Source organism: Rhodobacter sp. NSM (assembly GCF_052244495.1).
Classification (GTDB): domain Bacteria; phylum Pseudomonadota; class Alphaproteobacteria; order Rhodobacterales; family Rhodobacteraceae; genus Cereibacter_A.
Genome location: NZ_JBQPXH010000005.1, coordinates 107865 through 125317, shown reverse-complemented (window position 1 = coordinate 125317; position 17453 = coordinate 107865). Strand labels below are relative to the sequence as shown.

13 protein-coding genes and 2 pseudogenes are annotated in these 17453 nt (G+C 67.6%); 2 read left to right on the top strand and 13 right to left on the bottom strand.

Annotated features, from left to right (window positions below):
* Positions 1-192: 192 nt before the first annotated feature.
* Positions 193-1111, top strand: a pseudogene (locus ACTVZP_RS12200) (IS5 family transposase).
* Between the two features lie 131 nt (positions 1112-1242).
* Here the strand turns inward: ACTVZP_RS12200 and ACTVZP_RS12195 are convergent.
* Both ACTVZP_RS12195 and ACTVZP_RS12190 read right to left on the bottom strand, forming a co-directional pair.
* Positions 1243-1555 (bottom strand): annotated as a pseudogene (locus ACTVZP_RS12195) (transposase); the annotation flags it as partial.
* A gap of 63 nt (positions 1556-1618) precedes the next feature.
* Positions 1619-3682 carry a methyl-accepting chemotaxis protein gene (locus ACTVZP_RS12190; RefSeq protein ID WP_443212417.1) on the bottom strand — a complete coding sequence of 688 codons (2064 nt, stop codon included), beginning with the start codon at positions 3680-3682 and terminating at the stop codon, positions 1619-1621.
* A 900-nt stretch (positions 3683-4582) separates the two neighbouring features.
* Between ACTVZP_RS12190 and ACTVZP_RS12185 the strand changes: the two genes are divergently transcribed.
* Entirely contained in the window at positions 4583-6223 is a 1641-nt protein-coding gene (locus ACTVZP_RS12185) for a GMC family oxidoreductase (protein WP_443212416.1), read from the top strand.
* Here ACTVZP_RS12185 and ACTVZP_RS12180 read toward each other — a convergent pair.
* From ACTVZP_RS12180 to ACTVZP_RS12130, 11 genes are all read right to left on the bottom strand, one after another.
* The gene (locus tag ACTVZP_RS12180) at positions 6201-6785 is read right to left on the bottom strand and encodes a DUF4334 domain-containing protein (RefSeq protein ID WP_443212415.1); all 585 of its coding nucleotides are present in this window, start codon (positions 6783-6785) and stop codon (positions 6201-6203) included. The genes ACTVZP_RS12185 and ACTVZP_RS12180 overlap by 23 nt on opposite strands.
* 428 nt (positions 6786-7213) lie before the next feature.
* Positions 7214-7984, bottom strand: a complete 771-nt coding sequence (locus ACTVZP_RS12175) for an SDR family NAD(P)-dependent oxidoreductase (RefSeq protein WP_443212414.1) — start codon at positions 7982-7984, stop codon at positions 7214-7216.
* A 5-nt stretch (positions 7985-7989) separates the two neighbouring features.
* Positions 7990-8811 (bottom strand): PCC domain-containing protein, encoded by an 822-nt coding sequence (locus tag ACTVZP_RS12170; protein ID WP_443212413.1) that lies wholly within the window; start codon positions 8809-8811, stop codon positions 7990-7992.
* On the bottom strand, positions 8808-10412 hold the full coding sequence (locus ACTVZP_RS12165) for an acyl-CoA synthetase (RefSeq protein WP_443212412.1): 1605 nt from the start codon (positions 10410-10412) through the stop codon (positions 8808-8810). Before ACTVZP_RS12165 ends, ACTVZP_RS12170 begins: the two co-directional genes overlap by 4 nt.
* The gene (locus ACTVZP_RS12160; RefSeq protein WP_443212411.1) at positions 10409-11578 is read right to left on the bottom strand and encodes an acetyl-CoA acetyltransferase; all 1170 of its coding nucleotides are present in this window, start codon (positions 11576-11578) and stop codon (positions 10409-10411) included. The genes ACTVZP_RS12165 and ACTVZP_RS12160 overlap by 4 nt, the downstream gene beginning before the upstream one ends.
* A gap of 16 nt (positions 11579-11594) precedes the next feature.
* On the bottom strand, positions 11595-12482 hold the full coding sequence (locus ACTVZP_RS12155; RefSeq protein ID WP_443212410.1) for an IclR family transcriptional regulator: 888 nt from the start codon (positions 12480-12482) through the stop codon (positions 11595-11597).
* Between the two features lie 2 nt (positions 12483-12484).
* Positions 12485-13501, bottom strand: coding sequence for a TRAP transporter substrate-binding protein (locus tag ACTVZP_RS12150; protein WP_443212409.1), 1017 nt, complete (start codon positions 13499-13501; stop codon positions 12485-12487).
* 21 nt (positions 13502-13522) lie between these two features.
* On the bottom strand, positions 13523-15400 hold the full coding sequence (locus ACTVZP_RS12145) for a TRAP transporter large permease (protein WP_443212408.1): 1878 nt from the start codon (positions 15398-15400) through the stop codon (positions 13523-13525).
* Between the two features lie 260 nt (positions 15401-15660).
* A complete protein-coding gene (locus ACTVZP_RS12140; protein WP_443212407.1) occupies positions 15661-16404 on the bottom strand; it encodes a ZIP family metal transporter in 744 nt (247 codons plus the stop codon).
* 90 nt (positions 16405-16494) lie between these two features.
* Positions 16495-17091 carry a cytochrome b/b6 domain-containing protein gene (locus ACTVZP_RS12135; RefSeq protein WP_443212406.1) on the bottom strand — a complete coding sequence of 199 codons (597 nt, stop codon included), beginning with the start codon at positions 17089-17091 and terminating at the stop codon, positions 16495-16497.
* A gap of 6 nt (positions 17092-17097) precedes the next feature.
* Positions 17098-17394 carry a PepSY domain-containing protein gene (locus tag ACTVZP_RS12130; RefSeq protein ID WP_443212604.1) on the bottom strand — a complete coding sequence of 99 codons (297 nt, stop codon included), beginning with the start codon at positions 17392-17394 and terminating at the stop codon, positions 17098-17100.
* Positions 17395-17453: the final 59 nt, after the last annotated feature.

The window sequence follows — 17453 nt, the reverse complement described above, 5'->3', positions numbered from 1 at the left end:
GGCGTGATCAGTGTCGGTTGTGCGGACGAAACGCCACCGCCGCGGATTCAGGTCATGTCCCCCTCATCAGACGCCGCACCTTTTTTGGCGTTCAACACGAAGCCGCGGTTGGCCTGCCCCTATTGAGTGGTCGGTTTGAATGTTAGTGCATGACGGGCCTCGGCGCCACGGTCGGGGTGGCTGGCTTAGCAGGTGCGGGTGGCCTGCAAGATCAGGAACTGGCGGGCCTGTAACGAAGCGCTCAAGCGCCGGGGCTCGCTGACGATCTGGTTCGATCCCGAGATGACGTGGGAGGCCAGGCCGACCGGCAATCAGGGCCGGCAGCGCACCTGCAGCGACGCTGCGATCCAGTCCTGCCTGACGATGAAAGGGCTGTTCGGCATGGCACTCAGGCAGACGGCGGGCTTCGTCGAGAGCCTTCTGCAGTTGAGCGGGCTCGACTGGTCAGTGCCGGATTTCAGCACGCTGTCGCGCCGCCAGAAGACCTAGGCCGTGAACATCCCGTATCGTGGCTCGGAAGGTCCGCTGCACCTTCTGATCGACAGCACCGGGACCAGGGTTGAGGGTGAAGGCGAGTGGAATGCCCGCAAGCATGGCGGCTCCAAACGCCGCATCTGGCGCAAGGTTCACCTCGGGATCGATGAAGAAACACTGGGAATCCGGGCGGTCGAGTTCACCGGCAGCGATACCGGCGATGCGCCTAGGCTGGCCGAATTGCTCGCCCAGATCCCGCCCGATCAGGAGATCGGCAGCGTCACCGCAGACGGCTTGCGATACGCGCAAGTGTCACGATGCCATCGCCGACCGGGGCGCCCTTGCCGTCATGCCGCCCCGCAAGAATGCCAGGCTCCGGAAACCCGACAGCGCGAGTGCCATTGCCCGCAACGAGGCCCTCCGCGCATCGAAACGCCTGGGCCGGAAAATCTGGCGGAAGTGGAGCGGCTACCATCGCCGGAGTCGGGCCGAAACCAGGATGCACTGCATGGAGCTTCTGGGCCAACGCCTCATGGCGCGGGAGCCTGACCGGCAGGTTGCCGAGCTTCAGCTTCGTGCAGCCATCATGAACGGTCTCACCGCGCTCGGCAGACCCGTGACCGAAGCCGTGGGATAAGTGTGTCCGGGACAAGGGGTAGCTCCACCTTCAGCGGCTTTGTACAACAGAGCCCCCCATGAGGCCCGAAAGCCTACCTCGGGGAGGACCACTTTTCTGGAGGCAGACCAGCACGTTCCCCTTTATCCGCACAGGCTGGAGTTCGCGCGATGCGCCTTCAGATAGATCTCGTCGATCATGCTGGTCTTGTGCTTGGCCCTCTGGCCAGCCAGGCCGACCAGGATCCGGCGAAGACGCCGTTGTCGCTCCAGCACTTCCAGCGGCTGTGCAGGGTCTTGCCCAGACCATATTCCCGTGGTGCGTCAAATGTAAGCCATTGCCGTTGAACAAGATAATGCGGCTCAAAATGCGCCGGTCATCGACGCGCGGCTTGCCATGGCTCTTGGAAAAGAAGGGCCTCAGGCGCTCGATTTGGGCCTTGGTCAGCCAGTAGAGGTTGCTCAGCGGTAAGGTCTCCCTGCGAGGCCTGAATCACGCGGAACCGCCTGAAATCAATGGGTCTGGAGCCTAGAGGCGTCTGACCCTCTCGACGAATGTTCCGATGGCAGCATCGAGATCCACGGAAGCCGCATCGACATCTGCCATCTGGTCCATCAGACCGGTTGCGGTCGAAGCCGCCTCGGCCGAGGCGGATCCCACACCGGCCATGCTGTTGTCGACGGTCGCGACGCGTTGAGCGGTGTCCGCCATGCGAGAGGCGATGCGTGTGGAAACATGTCCCTGTTCAAGAGCGGTTACAGACATGACCTGCGCCTGATCGCGAACCTGCTCCATCAAACCCGTCATGTCGCGGATGATGACCACGTTCCGCTCCACCGCACCAACGACGGCTTGCACTTCAGCCGCAATCTCGCCTGTCGACCGCGTTGTCATGGCTGCCAGCTTGCGGACTTCTTCAGCGACCACGCTGAACCCACGTCCGGCCTCCCCCGCTCGCGCGGCCTCGATCGCCGCATTCAAGGCGAGAAGGTCTGTCTGCCTGGCAATTCCGCCGATATGGCTCGCGACACCGCGAATGCGATGCGTGACCTGCTCGAGGTCCGTGAGCGACGTCCGGGCAGACTCGGCCTTCCGCGTGACCTCCTCCATGAAGCCCGTCGTGCGGACCACGCCCTGCACCACTTCCTGAGCCGACGCCGACATCTGTTCAACGGCAGAGACCACATCCGCGACATTGGTCGCCGCATGACCGAAGTTATCCTTGACCACCTGACACTGGCGGCTCGTCTCTTCAGCCGTCACGACCATCTTCTCGGCGGCCGCTATGGCAGAACCGGAGGCTTCCTTCAGCGCCCCGACCGAGCTGACGGCAATGCCGTGCATATCGGCGGAGAGCCGCCGTATCGGTCGAAGCAGCCAGATGGCGGTCAACAATCCGGCGATGACGATCAAGCCCGCGGCGCCCCCTGCCGTCATGCCCGCCGCTCGCAGGCCTGCACGCAAGTCGGCATAGGCCTCGTCGGATGAGATCTCGGACACGATGGCCCATGTCATGCCGGGAATGGCGACCGGCCGGAAGGCCGCCAACACATCCTCGCCGGCGTAGTTCGCACCTCGCATGACACCCTCGTCTCGAGCCAGGGCGGCTTCCACGATGTCGCCATCGACCGGCGATCCCACTTCCAGGGATTGGTCCTTCAGCGGCACGGAACGCAGGAGGCGGTCGGCGCCGACGAGGAAGCCGTCAGACGTGGCAAATCCCGCGATCGGCCTTCTCAGAATGTCGTTGAGCGGTTCAATCGGGATCTGGAAGGCAAGGATGCCGACAAGCGCGCCGTCCTGACGTAGAGGCATCAGGATGAAGGCCGCATGAGCGTTGTAGGACGGTTCATAGGGCGCGAAATCGGTGACCAGGAACGGATCGCTTCCGGCGTTGCGCACGATGGCCTGGGCGGCGCGCCCGAAGGCGGTGCCGCTGTACGGGCCGTCGAACAGGGAGGTTCCGAAATCGGTCTCCTTGAACACCGAGTAGACGATGGAGCCCGCCTGCGGCTCGATGAGGAATATGTCGTAGAACCCGAAATCTTCCAGGTAGTTGCGGAAGAACGGGTGGTATTTCCGGTGCCCCGCGGAGTAGGGGCTGCCGTCGCCTGCGTCATCGAGGGCCTGCTTTTCTCCCAAGGGCCTCGGATTGCCGGATACATAAAGATTCTGCAGGCGACGCGCCGTCACGTCCAGCCGCATCCATCGATCAACAGCGTCAGGGGACGCGTCCCGTGTCCGTTCAGCCTGAATCTGGTAGCGTTCACGAAGCCTTGCTTCGTTGACGGGCGGGGACCCGCTCCTTGAAAGCTGATCCGCGCCGCGTTCGAGGTCCGTCATCGCGGCGATCACGAAGGGATTTTCTGCAAGGCTTCCGGCAACCGTAAGCAGGTTTGCGAACCACGCCTCGAGCATCGCCCCCTTTGCATCTCCGGCCAGATGCAACTGGGATTCGACCGATCTCCGCACCGAGGCTTCAAAACGGGCCATGTCGAGCGTCAGGATCGCACCGGAAGGGAGGAGGCCAGCAAGGAGGAGCGCAAGGATGATCTTCGCGCGGAAGTTCAAGGCTCTCGCGAGGGCTTGCATGCAGTCTCCGTCATTGCTGCTGCCGCCTGCTCGGCCGGCGCTGGTTGATCCTCCTTCAAGGCAGGCGCAGCGGGTTATCGCCGTAACGCGAATCCCTGTCGCACCCACAGAACGGATATTTCGGGGGCGCGGACAGCGCACCCCCTGAAATCTGATGATTGTTCGGAACTTTCGACTGCGCCAGGTATCATCCGTTCCGGTTGTCTTTCCCGTCATCAGATTGTCGAGGTTGATGCATGGGCGGCGCGCTCCACCGCCAAGGACGCGGTGGAGCGCGCGCCGCGCAGCAGACCGGCCGAGGACCACCGGGAATTCGGGGCCCGAAGCATTCATCAAAGTCCTTCCTGAGGCAGGCTTCCGGGCTCGATGGAGGACGCAGGAATGGGACAGAAGAAGCATGACTTGGAGGAGATCGTCCGAAGCTTCGACAGGTCCGGACGCCAAGTGCCGGCAGCCTTCTGGCGGTACTCCAGCAGATGTTCGCCGAGCACCGCTGCCTCGGGCCTCTCGGTGACGACGACGGCTCGACGACCCGCGCGGCGTAGAAGCCGTGCTGATGGATCGGAGAAGGCCCGACGTGATCGTGGGCGAAGACAGTCCGCGTGGTCCGATCCACCTCACCTTCGTCGTCGGAGGACAGGATGGGATCGGCGAACCAGCGCTGCGTCGTGGTCTGGAACAGAAACGGCACCTTGCTCCACTCCGGCCGCCAGATGCGATGTTCCCGGACCGGGGCACCTGCGCAGTGGTCGGCGTCCGGGACCTCATCTCGCCCTTCGGAACGTCCGTCCGATGTGCAGCGGTTGGCGGCGACTGTCTGCCGAGGCCTCTTGACCGGGAAAAACTGGTTCCGCGCGAGGCCTCCTCCGGTCAAGCTGACCGGGCAGCGGGAGAGTGGGCATGGAGTTCGACTACGTCATCGCAGGGGGAGGATCGGCGGGCTCGGTGCTCGCCGCGCGCCTGTCCGAGAACCTGCGCGTCAAGGTCTGCCTGGTCGAGGCGGGCGGAGACGGGCAGGACATCTTCATACGGGCGCCAGCGCTGATGGCGGTGACGATTCCGGGCAGGCCGCCAATCGCCAACTGGGCATTCCGGACGGTGCCGCAACCGGGTCTGAACGGACGCCGCGGATACCAGCCACGGGGCCGTGCGCTCGGTGGATCCTCTGCCATCAACGCCATGCTCTACGTCCGGGGAACGCCTTCCGACTTCGACGCCTGGGCCGACCTCGGGGCGGAAGGCTGGGACTGGGCCTCGGTCCGGCCATGGTTTCTCGCCTGCGAGGCGAACCGGCGCGGCGGTTCGTGGCACGGCACAGGCGGGCCGCTGCGGGTCTCGGATCAGGTCGAACCCACCGCGCTCGCCCGCGCCTTCGTCGAGGCGTGCCGAAAGGTCGGTTTGCCAGAGAACCGCGACTTCAACGGCCCGACGCAGGAGGGCGCCGGGCTCTATCAGGTGACGCAGTTCGACGATGGTCCGCGCAAGGGCGAGCGCTGCTCGGCCGCTGCGGCCTGGCTCTTCCCGGCTCTTGGCCGCCCGAACCTCACGGTCCTGACCCGGACGCGGGCCGAGCGCGTCCTTGTCGACGACGACCGGGCGACGGGCCTCGTCGTGCGCAGGTTCGGCCGCCGCCTCACGCTGAGGGCGAAGCGCGAGGTGATCCTCGCGGCCGGGACGTTCGGATCGCCGCAACTTCTCCTGCTGTCGGGGATCGGTCCCGAGGACGAGTTGCGCACGCAGGGCATTCCGGTGCGCCACGCGCTGCCGGGGGTTGGGGCCAACCTGCAGGATCATGTCGATATCACGCTCCACCACCTCTCGCTCAGGCGGGATGCGGTGGCGCTGAACCTCGGGGGCCTCTGGCGCCTCGCACGGGCGGCCGCGCGCTGGCGGAGGACGGGGACGGGTCTCTTCGCCTCTCCCATGGCGGAAGCCGGTGCCTTTGTTCGGAGCGATCCCCGTCTGCCCGATCCCGACATCCAGCTGTTCTTCGTGATCGGGCTCGTCGATGACCACATGCGGCGCCTTCGCTTCGCCGACGGCTTCACGGCGCATGCCTGCCTGCTCCGCCCCGAAAGCCGGGGCAGCCTCGGACTGACGGGCCCGGACCCGCGCCTGCCGCCGCGGATCGACCCGGGCTTCCTGACGGATGCGCGCGATCTCGAAGGCCTCTGTCGCGGCGTCCGCATCCTCGAGCGCATTCTGGCTGCCGAGCCGCTCGCCCCGTGGATGGGCGCGTCCCTCTACCCACGCGACCCCGGCGACGAGGCGTTGAAGGCCGACATTCGAGCGAGGGTCGACACCGCCTACCATCCGGTCGGCACGTGCAGGATGGGCCGGGACCGCCTGGCGGTGGTGGGCCCCGACCTGAGGGTGCAGGGCCTCGCAGGACTGCGGGTGGCCGACGCATCCGTCATGCCGAAGCTGATCGGCGGGAATACGAACGCAGCCACGTTGATGATCGCCGAGCGGGCCGCGGCAATGATCCGGGACGGTGCCGGGCCGCCTTCCTGCCGCGTCACCCCCGAGACTGCGGGCTGACCGTCGTCGGAGAAATCCGGCGCAGAAGAAAGAAGAATGGCCGCTTGAAGCCAGGGTCGTTCATCGCTCCGACGACAGTGTCTTCGTCGAGGCGTCGGAAGTGATCGTGGATCGGCAGCCGGTTGTAGATCATCGTGGCGCTCGGCGTGCCCCGCCACTCCATCATGCGCAGGTGGGCGGCGGGGCGCCGCGTCGCGAGCAGCCGCTTTACGCGGGAGAAGGCTGCAGCCGCCAACCCGCTGCGGGCCACGCCGAGCCGAAGCGCGAGGTGGAACGGCAGGAAGCGCGGCTCGACGGCGAAGAGTTGCCCTCGGGCGTCGCGGAACAGGAGGGGATGCACCGCATCGGCGCTGGCGAACTCCTTCCCGAACCACTGGTATCGGTCGAGCACACCGTCGAACGGATGCCCGCTCGGAAGCTCTTCGCCTCGCCACAAACCGATCAGGTCGGGGATCGCTACGGGGGGAAGTGACTCGAACCAACCCTCGACCTCCGCCGAAGTCTCGGAGATGGCCCTTCCCGCAATCCCCGGCTCGCCGCCTTCCGTCCGCCTCGCACTCATCCACCGACCTCCAGCTTCATCCGGATCACCCTATCACGGAACGCGGCCCTGCAGGATCGCGACGCGCAACGGCCCGGCATGAGCCGGACCGACGATCTCCCGCCGCATACGGGCGAGCCCGAATGCGCCGTCGGTCGAGACCTGCAAGCCGTGCCACGCACCCGCACACGAGGTGAACGGCCAGATGTTCGCGGTAGAGGGAGGATTCCGCAGCGCGGGCTGACGGGGCCGGCGCGACTGCCCGTGGGAGATGTCCCGTATGATGCTTGCGCAGCGCGTGACCGTCGCGAGGCGTCGGCGGCCGGACGGCCTGTCCGGGCGCGACCGCGAACTGCCGACCGAGACCACCGGGGACAGGTGCCGGCAGACATTCCACGCCAGAACCGGCGTCGCAGCAACGCCGGTCTCGGCCAAGGACACTGCCTGCCTCAATCCGCGGCGACGGCCGCGTCCCGTCGCAGCGCGGGCAGGCCCACGCCCGCGGCGTCGAAGCCTCCGTCCACGGCCAGCGTCTGTCCGGTGATGAAGCTGGCCTTCTCCGAGCAAAGGAAGCAGATCGCTTCCGCGATCTCGCGCGCCTCGCCATAGCGGTTGAGGGGGATCGCGTCGTAATAGGCGGAGATGATTTCGGGCGCGTGGACCGCGGCGGCGAGCTTGGTCCTGACCGGCCCCGGCGCCACGCAATTGACCCGGATGCCGCGCTCGCCCAATTCCACCGCGAACTGCTTGGTCATGTGGATGACACCGGCCTTCGAGGTGCCATAGGCCACGCGCAGCGTCGAGGCGCGCAGGCCGGAGATTGAGGCGATGTTGACCACTGCGCCGCGCGTCTCCGCCAGCGCCCCTGCCGCCGCCTGCGTGCAGAGGAACACGCCGTCGAGGTTGGTCTCCATCACCTCTCGCCAGTCCTCGAAGCGCGTGCCCTCAGCGCGCGAGAACAGCGCCACGCCCGCGTTGTTCACCAGCGCGTCGATCCGGCCGAAGCCCGCCAGCGCCTCGGCGACCATCCGGTCCACCTGCTCGGGGATCGACACGTCGGCCTCGACCGGCAGCACGTTTTCCAGTTGCGCCGCGGCCGCACGCAGTTCCGGCCCGTCGCGGTCAACCATGACCACGCGCCATCCCATCTCCAGGAACAGCTCCGTGGTGGCGAGGCCGATCCCCCGGCATCCACCGGTGACGACGGCGACTTTCTGCATCTGTTTCATTCCTTCGGTTCGATGATGAGTTCCAGCGTCACCCCCACGGGGTTGTCGCCGCGCGTGAGGGTGCCGGTGGCGATGGTGCCGGCGATGTCCACGACCTCGATCGGCAGACGGGCCAGGCCTCCCTCGACCTCGGCGCCGTCAAAGCGCAGCTCGGTGGCGTGGCAGTCCATCCGGTGGCCTTCAGCGAAGCGGATGTGGTCGATGGAGCCCACCCCATGCACCCGCGCCTCCGTCAGCCCGTGAGTGGCGCAGAGCGCCTCCACCGCCGCAACGACGTCCTCACCTGGCAGGATGCGCCCCAGCAGCGCCCGGCCCGCGCCGCCGCCCCGCGGCTTGAAGAGCGTAAAGGCGGTTTCCGCATCCGGCAGCCCCTCGAACCAGGCATCCGCGCTGCCCAGCCCGCGGACGGCTGTATCGCGGCCCACCACCGACTGGTCCGGCAGCAGGTGCCCCATCGCCAGAGCCTCGTTGCCCCAAAGGCCGTGGCAATGGAAGAAGGGCGCGCCATCGCGGGAGCCCACGGTCGCCGTCGCCCGTGCGATCCGCACCGGGCCGTCGGGGGCATGGGTGTCGGAATACCACGCCGCGTGAACGCCATCGGTGGAGGCCGCAGGCAGCACGTAGCGCATGGGATCGCAGACCAGCCCATCGAGCCAGACCACGCCGCCTCGGCAGCCGTGGGCGGCAAAGAGATCGCCCACCGCTTGAACCACCGTCCGCCCCGCGGGCAGCACACCCTCCACCGGGCGCAGCGTGGTGCGGACGGCCACGCTGCGTTCCGCGGCGCGCGGGCCGGGATGGATCATCCGCAGCGTCACGCCGGTTCCCCGATCAGGCCCCGCGCCTCCAGTTCCTCGCGGATCATCTTCTTGGTGATCTTGCCATAGGCCGATTTCGGCAGCGCCTCCCAGAACAGGAAGCGCTTCGGCATCTTGTAGCGCGAGAGCTTCCCTTCCAGATGCGCGGCCAGTTCCTCCTCCGTCACCGGCCCGGTCGCCACGCAGATGGCCCAGCCGACCTCGCCCCAGAGCGGGTCGGGCACGCCGAGCACGGCCACCTCCGACACCGCGGGATGGGTCAGGATCTTCTCCTCGATCTCGCGCGGATAGACGTTGGAGCCGCCGGAGATGAACATGTCCGACTGCCGCCCGGTGATGTAGAGGAACCCTTCGGCATCGACGTGGCCCAGATCGCCGGTGCGGAACCAGCCGTCGCGGAAGGATTTCGCATTGGCCTCGGGGTTCTTGTAATAGCCGGCAAAGACCGCGGGGCCGATGCAGCAGATCTCGCCGGTCTCGCCCGGGGGCAGTTCGCGGCCCGCGTCGTCCTGGATCTGGATCTCGATCCCCGTTCGGGGATGGCCGCAGGTGCCGGTGCGCGCGAGCGGCCCGTCCTCGGCCTGATGCAGGCGAGCGGGCAGCACGGTAATGTTGCCCGTGCATTCGCCGAGGCCGAAATACTGCACCAGCACCGGCCCGAGCGTCGCCAGCGCCTTCTGCTGGTCCACCCGGTACATCGGCGCGCCGGCATAGATCACGTAGCGCAGCGACGAGAGGTCAGCCGCCGCCGTCGAGGCATCCTCCACCAGCAGCTTCAGGATCGTGGGCACGGTGAACATGGTCGAGACGCGCCACTCCTGCACCAGTCGCCAGACGGTCGGCACGTCGAAGCGGTCGCCGGGCATGAGGATGGTCTTCACGCCCCGCGCGACCTGTGTCAGCTGGTGCACGCCTGCTCCATGCGACAGCGGCGCCACCACCAGCGAGGCATCCTCGGGCGTCAGCCCCGGCATCAGATCGGCCAGATGGTTCGTCACCACGAAGGCCATCTGGCCGTGGGTCAGGACGGATGCCTTCGGCCGCCCCGTGGTCCCCGAGGTGAAGAAGAACCAGCAGGGATCGTCGCGCTCCACTGCCGCCACCTGCGGGCGCTGGCCCATGTGGTCGGCGGTGACGTCTTCGATGCAGGGCCCGAAGTCTGAGGTGCCGAAGGACAGCACATGCGTTAGGTCGGGGCAGTCGCGCAGGCAGGCCTCGGCATGGCCGGGGAAGCTTGCGTTGCAGAGCAGGATATTCGCGCCCGAGGATTGCGTGAGGTAGACGACCTCCTCCGGCGTCTGGCGGAAGTTGGCAGGCACCCAGACCCCGCCCGCGCGCCAGACCGCGAACATCGCCTGCATCATCTCGAGGCAGTTCTGCGACTGGCACATCACCCGGTCGCCCTTCTGCAGGCCGAAGCGCCGTTGCAGCGCGGCGGCAAGCGCATCTGTGCGGGCCTCGAACTGGCCCCAGGTCCAGCGGTCGTCGCCCATGACCAGCGCGATACCCTCCGGATCGCGCCGGGCGACCTGCGTGAGCAGGGTGGCGAGATTCATCACCCGGGTCGAGACGGGGGTGACGCCGCCGGCCGGGTCGCTCATTTCACGCGCTCCAGGATCGAGCAGTAGTTGGCGACCGCGGTGCCGCCCATGTTGAAGACGCCCGCCAGCGTGGCGCCATCGACCTGCATGCCGCCCGCCTCGCCCATCAGCTGCATCGCGGCCATGACGTGCTGCGAGACGCCGGTGGCCCCGATCGGGTGCCCGCGCGATTTCAGACCGCCGGACGGGTTCACCGGCAGGCGGCCGTCCATGCGCGTGGTACCCTCGCGCACCACCTTCCAGCCTTCGCCGGGGGCGGCAAGGCCCATCGCCTCGTATTCGATCATCTCGGCCACGGTGAAGCAGTCATGCGTTTCGACGAAACTGAGGTCGTCCAGCGCCACGCCCGCCTGTTTCAGCGCCCCCGCCCAGGCCCGCCGCGCGCCGTCGAAGGCGATGGGGTCGCGCCGCGACAGCGCCAGCAGGTCCCCCGCCTGCGACCGGGCGCGGAAGCGGATCGCGCGGCTCAACTCTTCGGCCATCTCGGCATCGGCCAGCACCAGCGCCGCGGCCCCGTCCGACACCAGCGAGCAATCCGTGCGCCGGAGCGGCCCCGCCACGCGCGGGTTCTTCTCCGACGGCGTGTTGCAGAAATCGAAGCCGAAATCCTTCTGCATGTGCGCGTAGGGGTTCTTCGCGCCGTTGGCGTGGTTCTTGGCGGCGATCATCGCCAGTTCCTCGGAGCGGTCACCGTAGCGCTGGAAATAGGTGTCGGCGATGCGGCCGAAAACACCGGCGAAACCAGCCTCGATCTGAGCCTCTTCCGCCACGTAGCTGGCGGTCAGGAGGATGTCGCCCACCTCGGCGATGGGGGTCGCCGTCATCTTCTCGGCGCCGATCACCAGTGCCACCCGGCCGCGGCCCGACGCGATGAAATCGGCCGCTGCATAAAGCGCAGCGGAGCCGGTGGCGCAGGCGTTTTCCGTGCGCAGGAATGGCACGCCCGCCAGTTCCGGCGTGCCCATGGCGACCAGCGCGCCCTGAAAATCCTGCCGGGAAAAGCCGTTGTTGTAGACGCCGACGAAGATGCCATCCACGGCATCGGGCGCCACCCCGGCATGGTCGAGCGCGGGACGCGCGACCTCCGCCATCAGGGCCATGGTGTCGGGGGCCTCGGCCTTGCCGAAGCGGCTGTGCGCCCATCCGACGATCAGGGGCTCGGACATGACATTTCCTTTCCGGTCAGGGCGAGATCGGCTCGCCAAGGGGATCATTCGGGTCGGGCGAGAACAGCCGGGCGAGCCGCGCCTCCACCAGCGCGGCCTCGCGTTGCAACAGCGCCACCAGAGCGGGCTGGCGAGCGGGGGACATGCGGTCCTCGATCATGGCGAGGGTCAGCGCGGCGGCGGGACGCCCGTCGGGCCAGTGCACCGCGACGCCCATGCCCCAGGAGCCCTGCACCACGCGGCCCGGGTTGATCGCATAGCCCCGTTCGCGCGCCAGCATCTCGTCGGCCAGAAGATCCTCGGACGAAGGACCGCCGCGCTCCTTCAGCATCGGTGCCATGCGGGCGCGGAGCACGCGGGCCTCCGCTTCGGGAAGGGCCGCAAGGATCGCAAGCCCGCCGCCCCCTACCCCCAGCGGATTGCGGTCGCCCGCCTTCAGCGCATGAGTGCGGATCGGGAAAGAGCCCTCCTCGCGGTGCAGGCAGAGCACATGTGCGTCCTGCTGCACGGACAGGAACGCCGTATCGCCACTTTCCGCCGCAAGCCGCCTCAGGCTGTCCGCGGCATGGGTCAGGATGCCGTGCCGGGGAGCCGCGAAGGTCCCGAGCAGGTAGGCCTCCGGGCCGAGGTGATACCGCCGCGTGCCCGGGTCCTGCTCCACCAGCCGGGCCGCAACCAGCGCCATGAGGAGACGCCGCACCGTGGGGCGGGCGAGGCCCGTCCCCACGGCCAGTTGCGCCAGCCCCGCGCCTGCATCCCCCGCACGCCCGGCCAGCGACAGGAGCGACAGCGCCCGCTGGACGGATTGCGAACCCTCCACCGCGGCAGGGCCCGACCGCGCAGGTCGCAGCCCGGCCGGAGCCGGGGCCGCGGAACGCAGGCGCGGAGGCCGGGGGGCGCTCATGGTCAGGCGAGCTCCCGCCCGACTGCGCCTTCCAGCTTGGCCCAGGCCTCCTCGCCGTAGGTCTTCTTCCATTCGGCGTAGAAGCCCGCCTCGCGCAGCTTGGCCTCGAACGGCGCCGGATCGACCTCGTTGATCGCGAAGCCCTGCCCTTCCAGTTCGCTGCGCAACGAGGCGTTCAGCGCCATGATGTCCGCGCGCTGGTTCTCGGCGGCCGCGTTGAAGTGCTTTGCCACGACCTCCTGGATGTCCTCGGGCAGCGCGGCCCAGGCGCGGCGGTTGCCGAGCATCCAGAACCCGTCCCACATGTGGTTGGTCAGCGAGATGTATTTCTGCACCTCCCACATCTTGGCGACCTTGATGATGGCGAGCGGGTTTTCCTGACCGTCCACCACCCCGGTCTGCAGCGCGGGATAGACCTCGGCGAAGTTGATCGAGGTCGGCGCCGAGCCGAAGGCCGTGAACATCGACGTCCACAGCGGCGAGACCGGCACGCGGATCTTGAAACCCTCGAGGTCGGCGGGCGTCACGATCGGACGGGTCGAAGAGGTGATCTGGCGGAAGCCGTTGTCCCAGATCTTGTCCATCACCACGAGGCCGGCATTCTCGATCTGCCCGCGGGCATAGGCGCCAAGCTCGCCGTCCATCGCCTTCCAGACCGCATCGTAGTCCGGGAACGCAAAGCCGATGCCGTTGATCGAGGCGTTCGGCACCAGCGTGGACAGGATGAGCGGCGAGAGCAGGAAGAATTCCACCCCGCCTGCGCGCAGCTGGCTGAGAACGTCGGTATCGGCGCCGAGCTGGTTCGACGGGAAGATCTGGATGTCCATCCGCCCGCCGGTTTCCTCGAGGATCGCCTTGACCGCCTCGCCGCCCCGCACGTTGGAGGGATGCTCCATCGGCTGGTTGTTGGCGAGCTTGTAGGTGAATTCGGCGGCGCGCGCGGCACCGGGCCGGATGAACGGGGCGGCCAGAAGCCCCGCGCTGGCGCCCAGCAGAACCGAGCGGCGGTTGATGCTCATGGTGTCATTCCTCCCAGATTGTCAGAGCAGAGCAGTCGAAAGGGCAGGCACGGCGGCGATGAGCGCGAGACCCACCAGCAGCGCCGCGAGATAGGGCCAGATCCGGCCCATCACCTGATCCGCGGGCGCGCCACCGATCTTGCAGGCGATGTAGAAGCCGATGCCGATGGGCGGGGCCATCAGGCCGATGTTCATCGCCGTGACGATGATCATGGAATAGTGGATCTCGTGGATGCCGAGCCCGCGCGCGATGGGGAACATGATCGGCGCCAGCAGCACGATGGCGGGCAGCCCCTCCAGCACGCAGCCGAGGATCAGGAAGATCGCGATGGAGGCCAGGATGAAGGTGCCCGTCCCGCCCGGCAGACCCTGCACCACCGTCATCAGGTCGCGCGCGAAGCCCGATTGCGTCAGCGCCCACGCCATCGCGGAGGCGGCGCCGAGGATCAGCAGGATCGCCCCGGACATGGCAGCGGTATCGACCAGCATCGGCAGGATCTTCTTCCGGGGAATGCCACCATAGAGCACCGCGCCGGTCACGAAGGCGTAGACCACGGCGATGGTGGAAACCTCGGTCGCGGTGGCCACGCCGCCCCCGACGAGGCTGCGGATCATGAAGGGCAGGATCAGCGCGGGAACGGCGACGATGGCGGCGCGAAGGACATCGCGCGCGGTGGCGCGGCGGACGGCGTCCATGATCTCGCCCCGGGCCTTCCAGCGCGCGAGGATCGACAGCACGATCAGCAGCACCACCGCGATGGCGAAGCCCGAGGTGAAGAGCCCGGCGATGGAGACCCCCGCGACCGAACCCAGCACGATCAGCACGATGGAGGGCGGCACCGTATCGGCCATCGCGGCACCCGCGGCCATCAGCGCGGTCATCTCGGGGCCGGAATGTCCGCGGCGCTTCATCTCGGGGAATAGCGCGGGGGCAACGGTCGCCATGTCGGAGACCTTCGATCCCGAGATGCCGGAGACGAGGAACAGCGACCCCAGAAGGACATAGCTCATCCCCGCCTTCACATGGCCGAGGAGAGAGGCGAGGAAGCCCACGATGGCCCGCCCCATCCCCGTCACGTCGAGGATGCAGCCCAGCAGCACGAAGACCGGCACCGAGAGGAGCACGATGGAGGACATGCCCTCGTCGATCCGGCCAACCATGACAAAGACCGGCGAGTGGCTGGCGAAGGTCAGGTAGGCCAGCGTTCCCAGCCCGAAGCAGAAGGCGATGGGCACGCCCGCCACCAGCAGCACCGCGACCAGCAGGCCGAGAAACAGCGGCAGGTTCCAGTTGCCGATGGTCAGGAGCGCGGGCTTCAGCATCCACAGCAGCCCCGTGACCGCCCCGATCACCAGCAGCGACGCGAGGATGATCGCCCACGCCCGCGTGCGCAGGACGGAAATCACCATCAGCAGCGTCATCAGCCCGATGCCCGTGGGCAGCGCCGCCGCGCGCCACGACATCTGCAGCCCCAGCGCAGGTGAGCGGACCCAGGATTCCTCGATGGCGTAGTCGACGGCAACGGGCAGCATCCGCGCGAGGAACACGCAGACCAGCACCTGCCCGGCCACGTCCACCACCCGTGCAACGCCGGGCGGCAGCAGCGGCAGAAGGACCGTCAGCCGCATGTGCTCGTGCCGGTCCACCGCCAGAGCGGCCCCCAGCATCGCCATCCAGATGAAGCTGAGCGAGGCCACCTCGTCGCCCCAGATCAGGGGCTTGGCGAGCACATAGCGGAAGAAGACGTTGGCGAGGACGGTGGCGATCATCACCACGAGGAGGCTCGCAGCCATCAGTTCGACCGGCTTCATCCAGCGCTCGGCGCGCTTCGGCTCGGCAAGCGTCTCGATCCCGCCAAGCGCGACGTCGGACTGCGGATCTGCATCCGTCAGCTGCATCGGTCAGTCTCCTCCCTGCGGCGGGGCCTCCCAACCCCTGACAGGCGTCCACCATGTGGACGCCTAGCCTGCCGTTCTGCTCACGATAGGCAGGCTATCTCTGCCATTGCAACCCCGGATTTGCGTCTTAAAATCCCGAAATCGAATGGATGGAGGAGGCTGGGTCCATACTCGCCGTGGGCCATCACGTCGCGTGTTCCACGATGCGGACGCATCGCTGTTCTGCTGTGGCGCATCTCGGCTCCGGCGAGCCGCACACGTCACAACCCGCCAAGGTTGGTGAGTGCGAAAGCGACGAGCAGGCCCATGACCGCGAGCACTCCCGTCGCCTTGTGCTCACCCGCGACAGCTTCGGGGATCATGGTGTTCACCACCATGGTCAGCAGGCCGCCGGCCGCGATCGCGTTCACGGTGGCCAGTGTGGAAGGTGCCGCTCCCGCCAGCGCCAACGCTCCCGCCGATGCCGCGAGTGTCGAGATCGCGACGATGCCCGTCCACAGCCCGAAGATGTGGAGGGCGCTGCGCCCTGCCTTGCGCATGCCGGAGGCGCTCGACAGGCCTTCGGGAAAGTTCGACAGGAGGATGGCGGCCAGCATGGCGGCGCTCACACCCTCGCCGCCGGCGATGCCGACGCCCAGAACGATCGACTCCGGGATGCCATCGAGCAGTGAACCGATGGCTACGGCCAGCCCCGCCTCCTGCGGCTGATCGGCATGTGAACGCTTGCGGGCGTGCCCTCCGGCCCGCGACACCGCCTCGTCGGCCGCTGCATACAGCATGGATCCGATCAGGGCCCCGATGACGATGGGCCAGATGCCGCCCTCCTGAAAACCGTCCTCCAGAAGGTCATAGGCCACAGCCGAGATCAGCACGCCACAGCCGAAGGCCATGATCGCAGCACGGGCCCGCTGTCGTATCGGCAACAGATAGGCGGCCGCGGCACCGAGGAGCAGCGAGGATGCTCCGAGACCGGCCCAGAGGCCTGCACTCAACCAGATCGGCATGGCGGCCTCCCAGGAACGGCGAGATCATTGTCACGCGAAAACCGGGAGCACCGTAAGGCAAACGCAAGGGTTCCGAAACCTGTCGCCTGATCAGGCGACGTCGCCAGGCTCGGCAGGGCGCTTGAGGCCCGTGATCATGGCCCGTGCAAGGTTCTCGCGGTGGCGCATCGAGGCGAGCGCCACGCCCCCGAGGTGCAGCACGACAAGGATCAGCATCAGGTTGGCCAGCGCCTCGTGGACTTCCTCGACGGCACTTTCGCCGCGGCCCCTGCCGTGCTCGTCATCGTCATCCGCAAAGGCGGGCGCGACGATCGCGGGCAACTGAGCCGCACGCTCCGGCTCGGTCATCAGCCAGCCGGTCCAGGCGGTGCCGCCCATCGACAGCAAGAGCGCCACGATCATCGCGGCCCCCGCCGGGTTGTGGCCGATGAAGCGCCGCTCGCGCCCCGTCGCCATGTCGCGCAGGTAGGCCAGCACAGCCCCCGGCCCCCGGACGAACTGAGCGAACCGGGCATAGTGCGAGCCCGTCAGGCCCCAGACCAATCGCAGGGCCACCAATGCTGCGGCGGCATAGCCCAGCCATTCGTGCACACCCTGCGCCTCCTCGGCCGTGAGCCATGCCAGTGCGAAACAGGCGGCAAGTGCCCAGTGGAAGAAACGCACGACGGGATCCCAGACGCGGATCATGTTCTTTTACTCCCTTCTGTCTTCATGGCCCTTGCGGCGGTGCCGCTCGTCCTCATGGTCGATCTCGATCACCGCCAGCGTGGCCGGATCGAGCGTCACTTCGACCTCGATCCCGTTCCGGTCCCAGCCCTTTATCTCGTAGCAGCCGTCGTCCACCTTCAGCCGCCGGATCGTCCAGCCCTCGGTCGCCGCCAACGCCTCGACCGCGGCGCGGGGCTGCCAGTCGGCCATCGGCACGCTGCAGTCGTCGTCGGCCCATGCCGCGCCCGCCATCAGCATCGCGAGAATTGCCGTCGTCCGCAGTCCCGGCCGCATCCTGATCGCCTCCATGGGATCGTCCCCCTTTTTTTTCCCGGCGCGCC

Bases quoted from the DNA above. Each gene is read 5' to 3' on its own strand.
- ACTVZP_RS12180 (WP_443212415.1), bottom strand. From the start codon at position 6,785: ATGAGTGCGAGGCGGACGGAAGGCGGCGAGCCGGGGATTGCGGGAAGG.
- ACTVZP_RS12190 (WP_443212417.1), bottom strand. From the start codon at position 3,682: ATGCAAGCCCTCGCGAGAGCCTTGAACTTCCGCGCGAAGATCATCCTT.
- ACTVZP_RS12150 (WP_443212409.1), bottom strand. From the start codon at position 13,501: ATGAGCATCAACCGCCGCTCGGTTCTGCTGGGCGCCAGCGCGGGGCTT.
- ACTVZP_RS12160 (WP_443212411.1), bottom strand. From the start codon at position 11,578: ATGTCCGAGCCCCTGATCGTCGGATGGGCGCACAGCCGCTTCGGCAAG.
- ACTVZP_RS12165 (WP_443212412.1), bottom strand. From the start codon at position 10,412: ATGAGCGACCCGGCCGGCGGCGTCACCCCCGTCTCGACCCGGGTGATG.
- ACTVZP_RS12185 (WP_443212416.1), top strand. From the start codon at position 4,583: ATGGAGTTCGACTACGTCATCGCAGGGGGAGGATCGGCGGGCTCGGTG.
- ACTVZP_RS12140 (WP_443212407.1), bottom strand. From the start codon at position 16,404: ATGCCGATCTGGTTGAGTGCAGGCCTCTGGGCCGGTCTCGGAGCATCC.
- ACTVZP_RS12145 (WP_443212408.1), bottom strand. From the start codon at position 15,400: ATGCAGCTGACGGATGCAGATCCGCAGTCCGACGTCGCGCTTGGCGGG.
- ACTVZP_RS12175 (WP_443212414.1), bottom strand. From the start codon at position 7,984: ATGCAGAAAGTCGCCGTCGTCACCGGTGGATGCCGGGGGATCGGCCTC.
- ACTVZP_RS12155 (WP_443212410.1), bottom strand. From the start codon at position 12,482: ATGAGCGCCCCCCGGCCTCCGCGCCTGCGTTCCGCGGCCCCGGCTCCG.
- ACTVZP_RS12135 (WP_443212406.1), bottom strand. From the start codon at position 17,091: ATGATCCGCGTCTGGGATCCCGTCGTGCGTTTCTTCCACTGGGCACTT.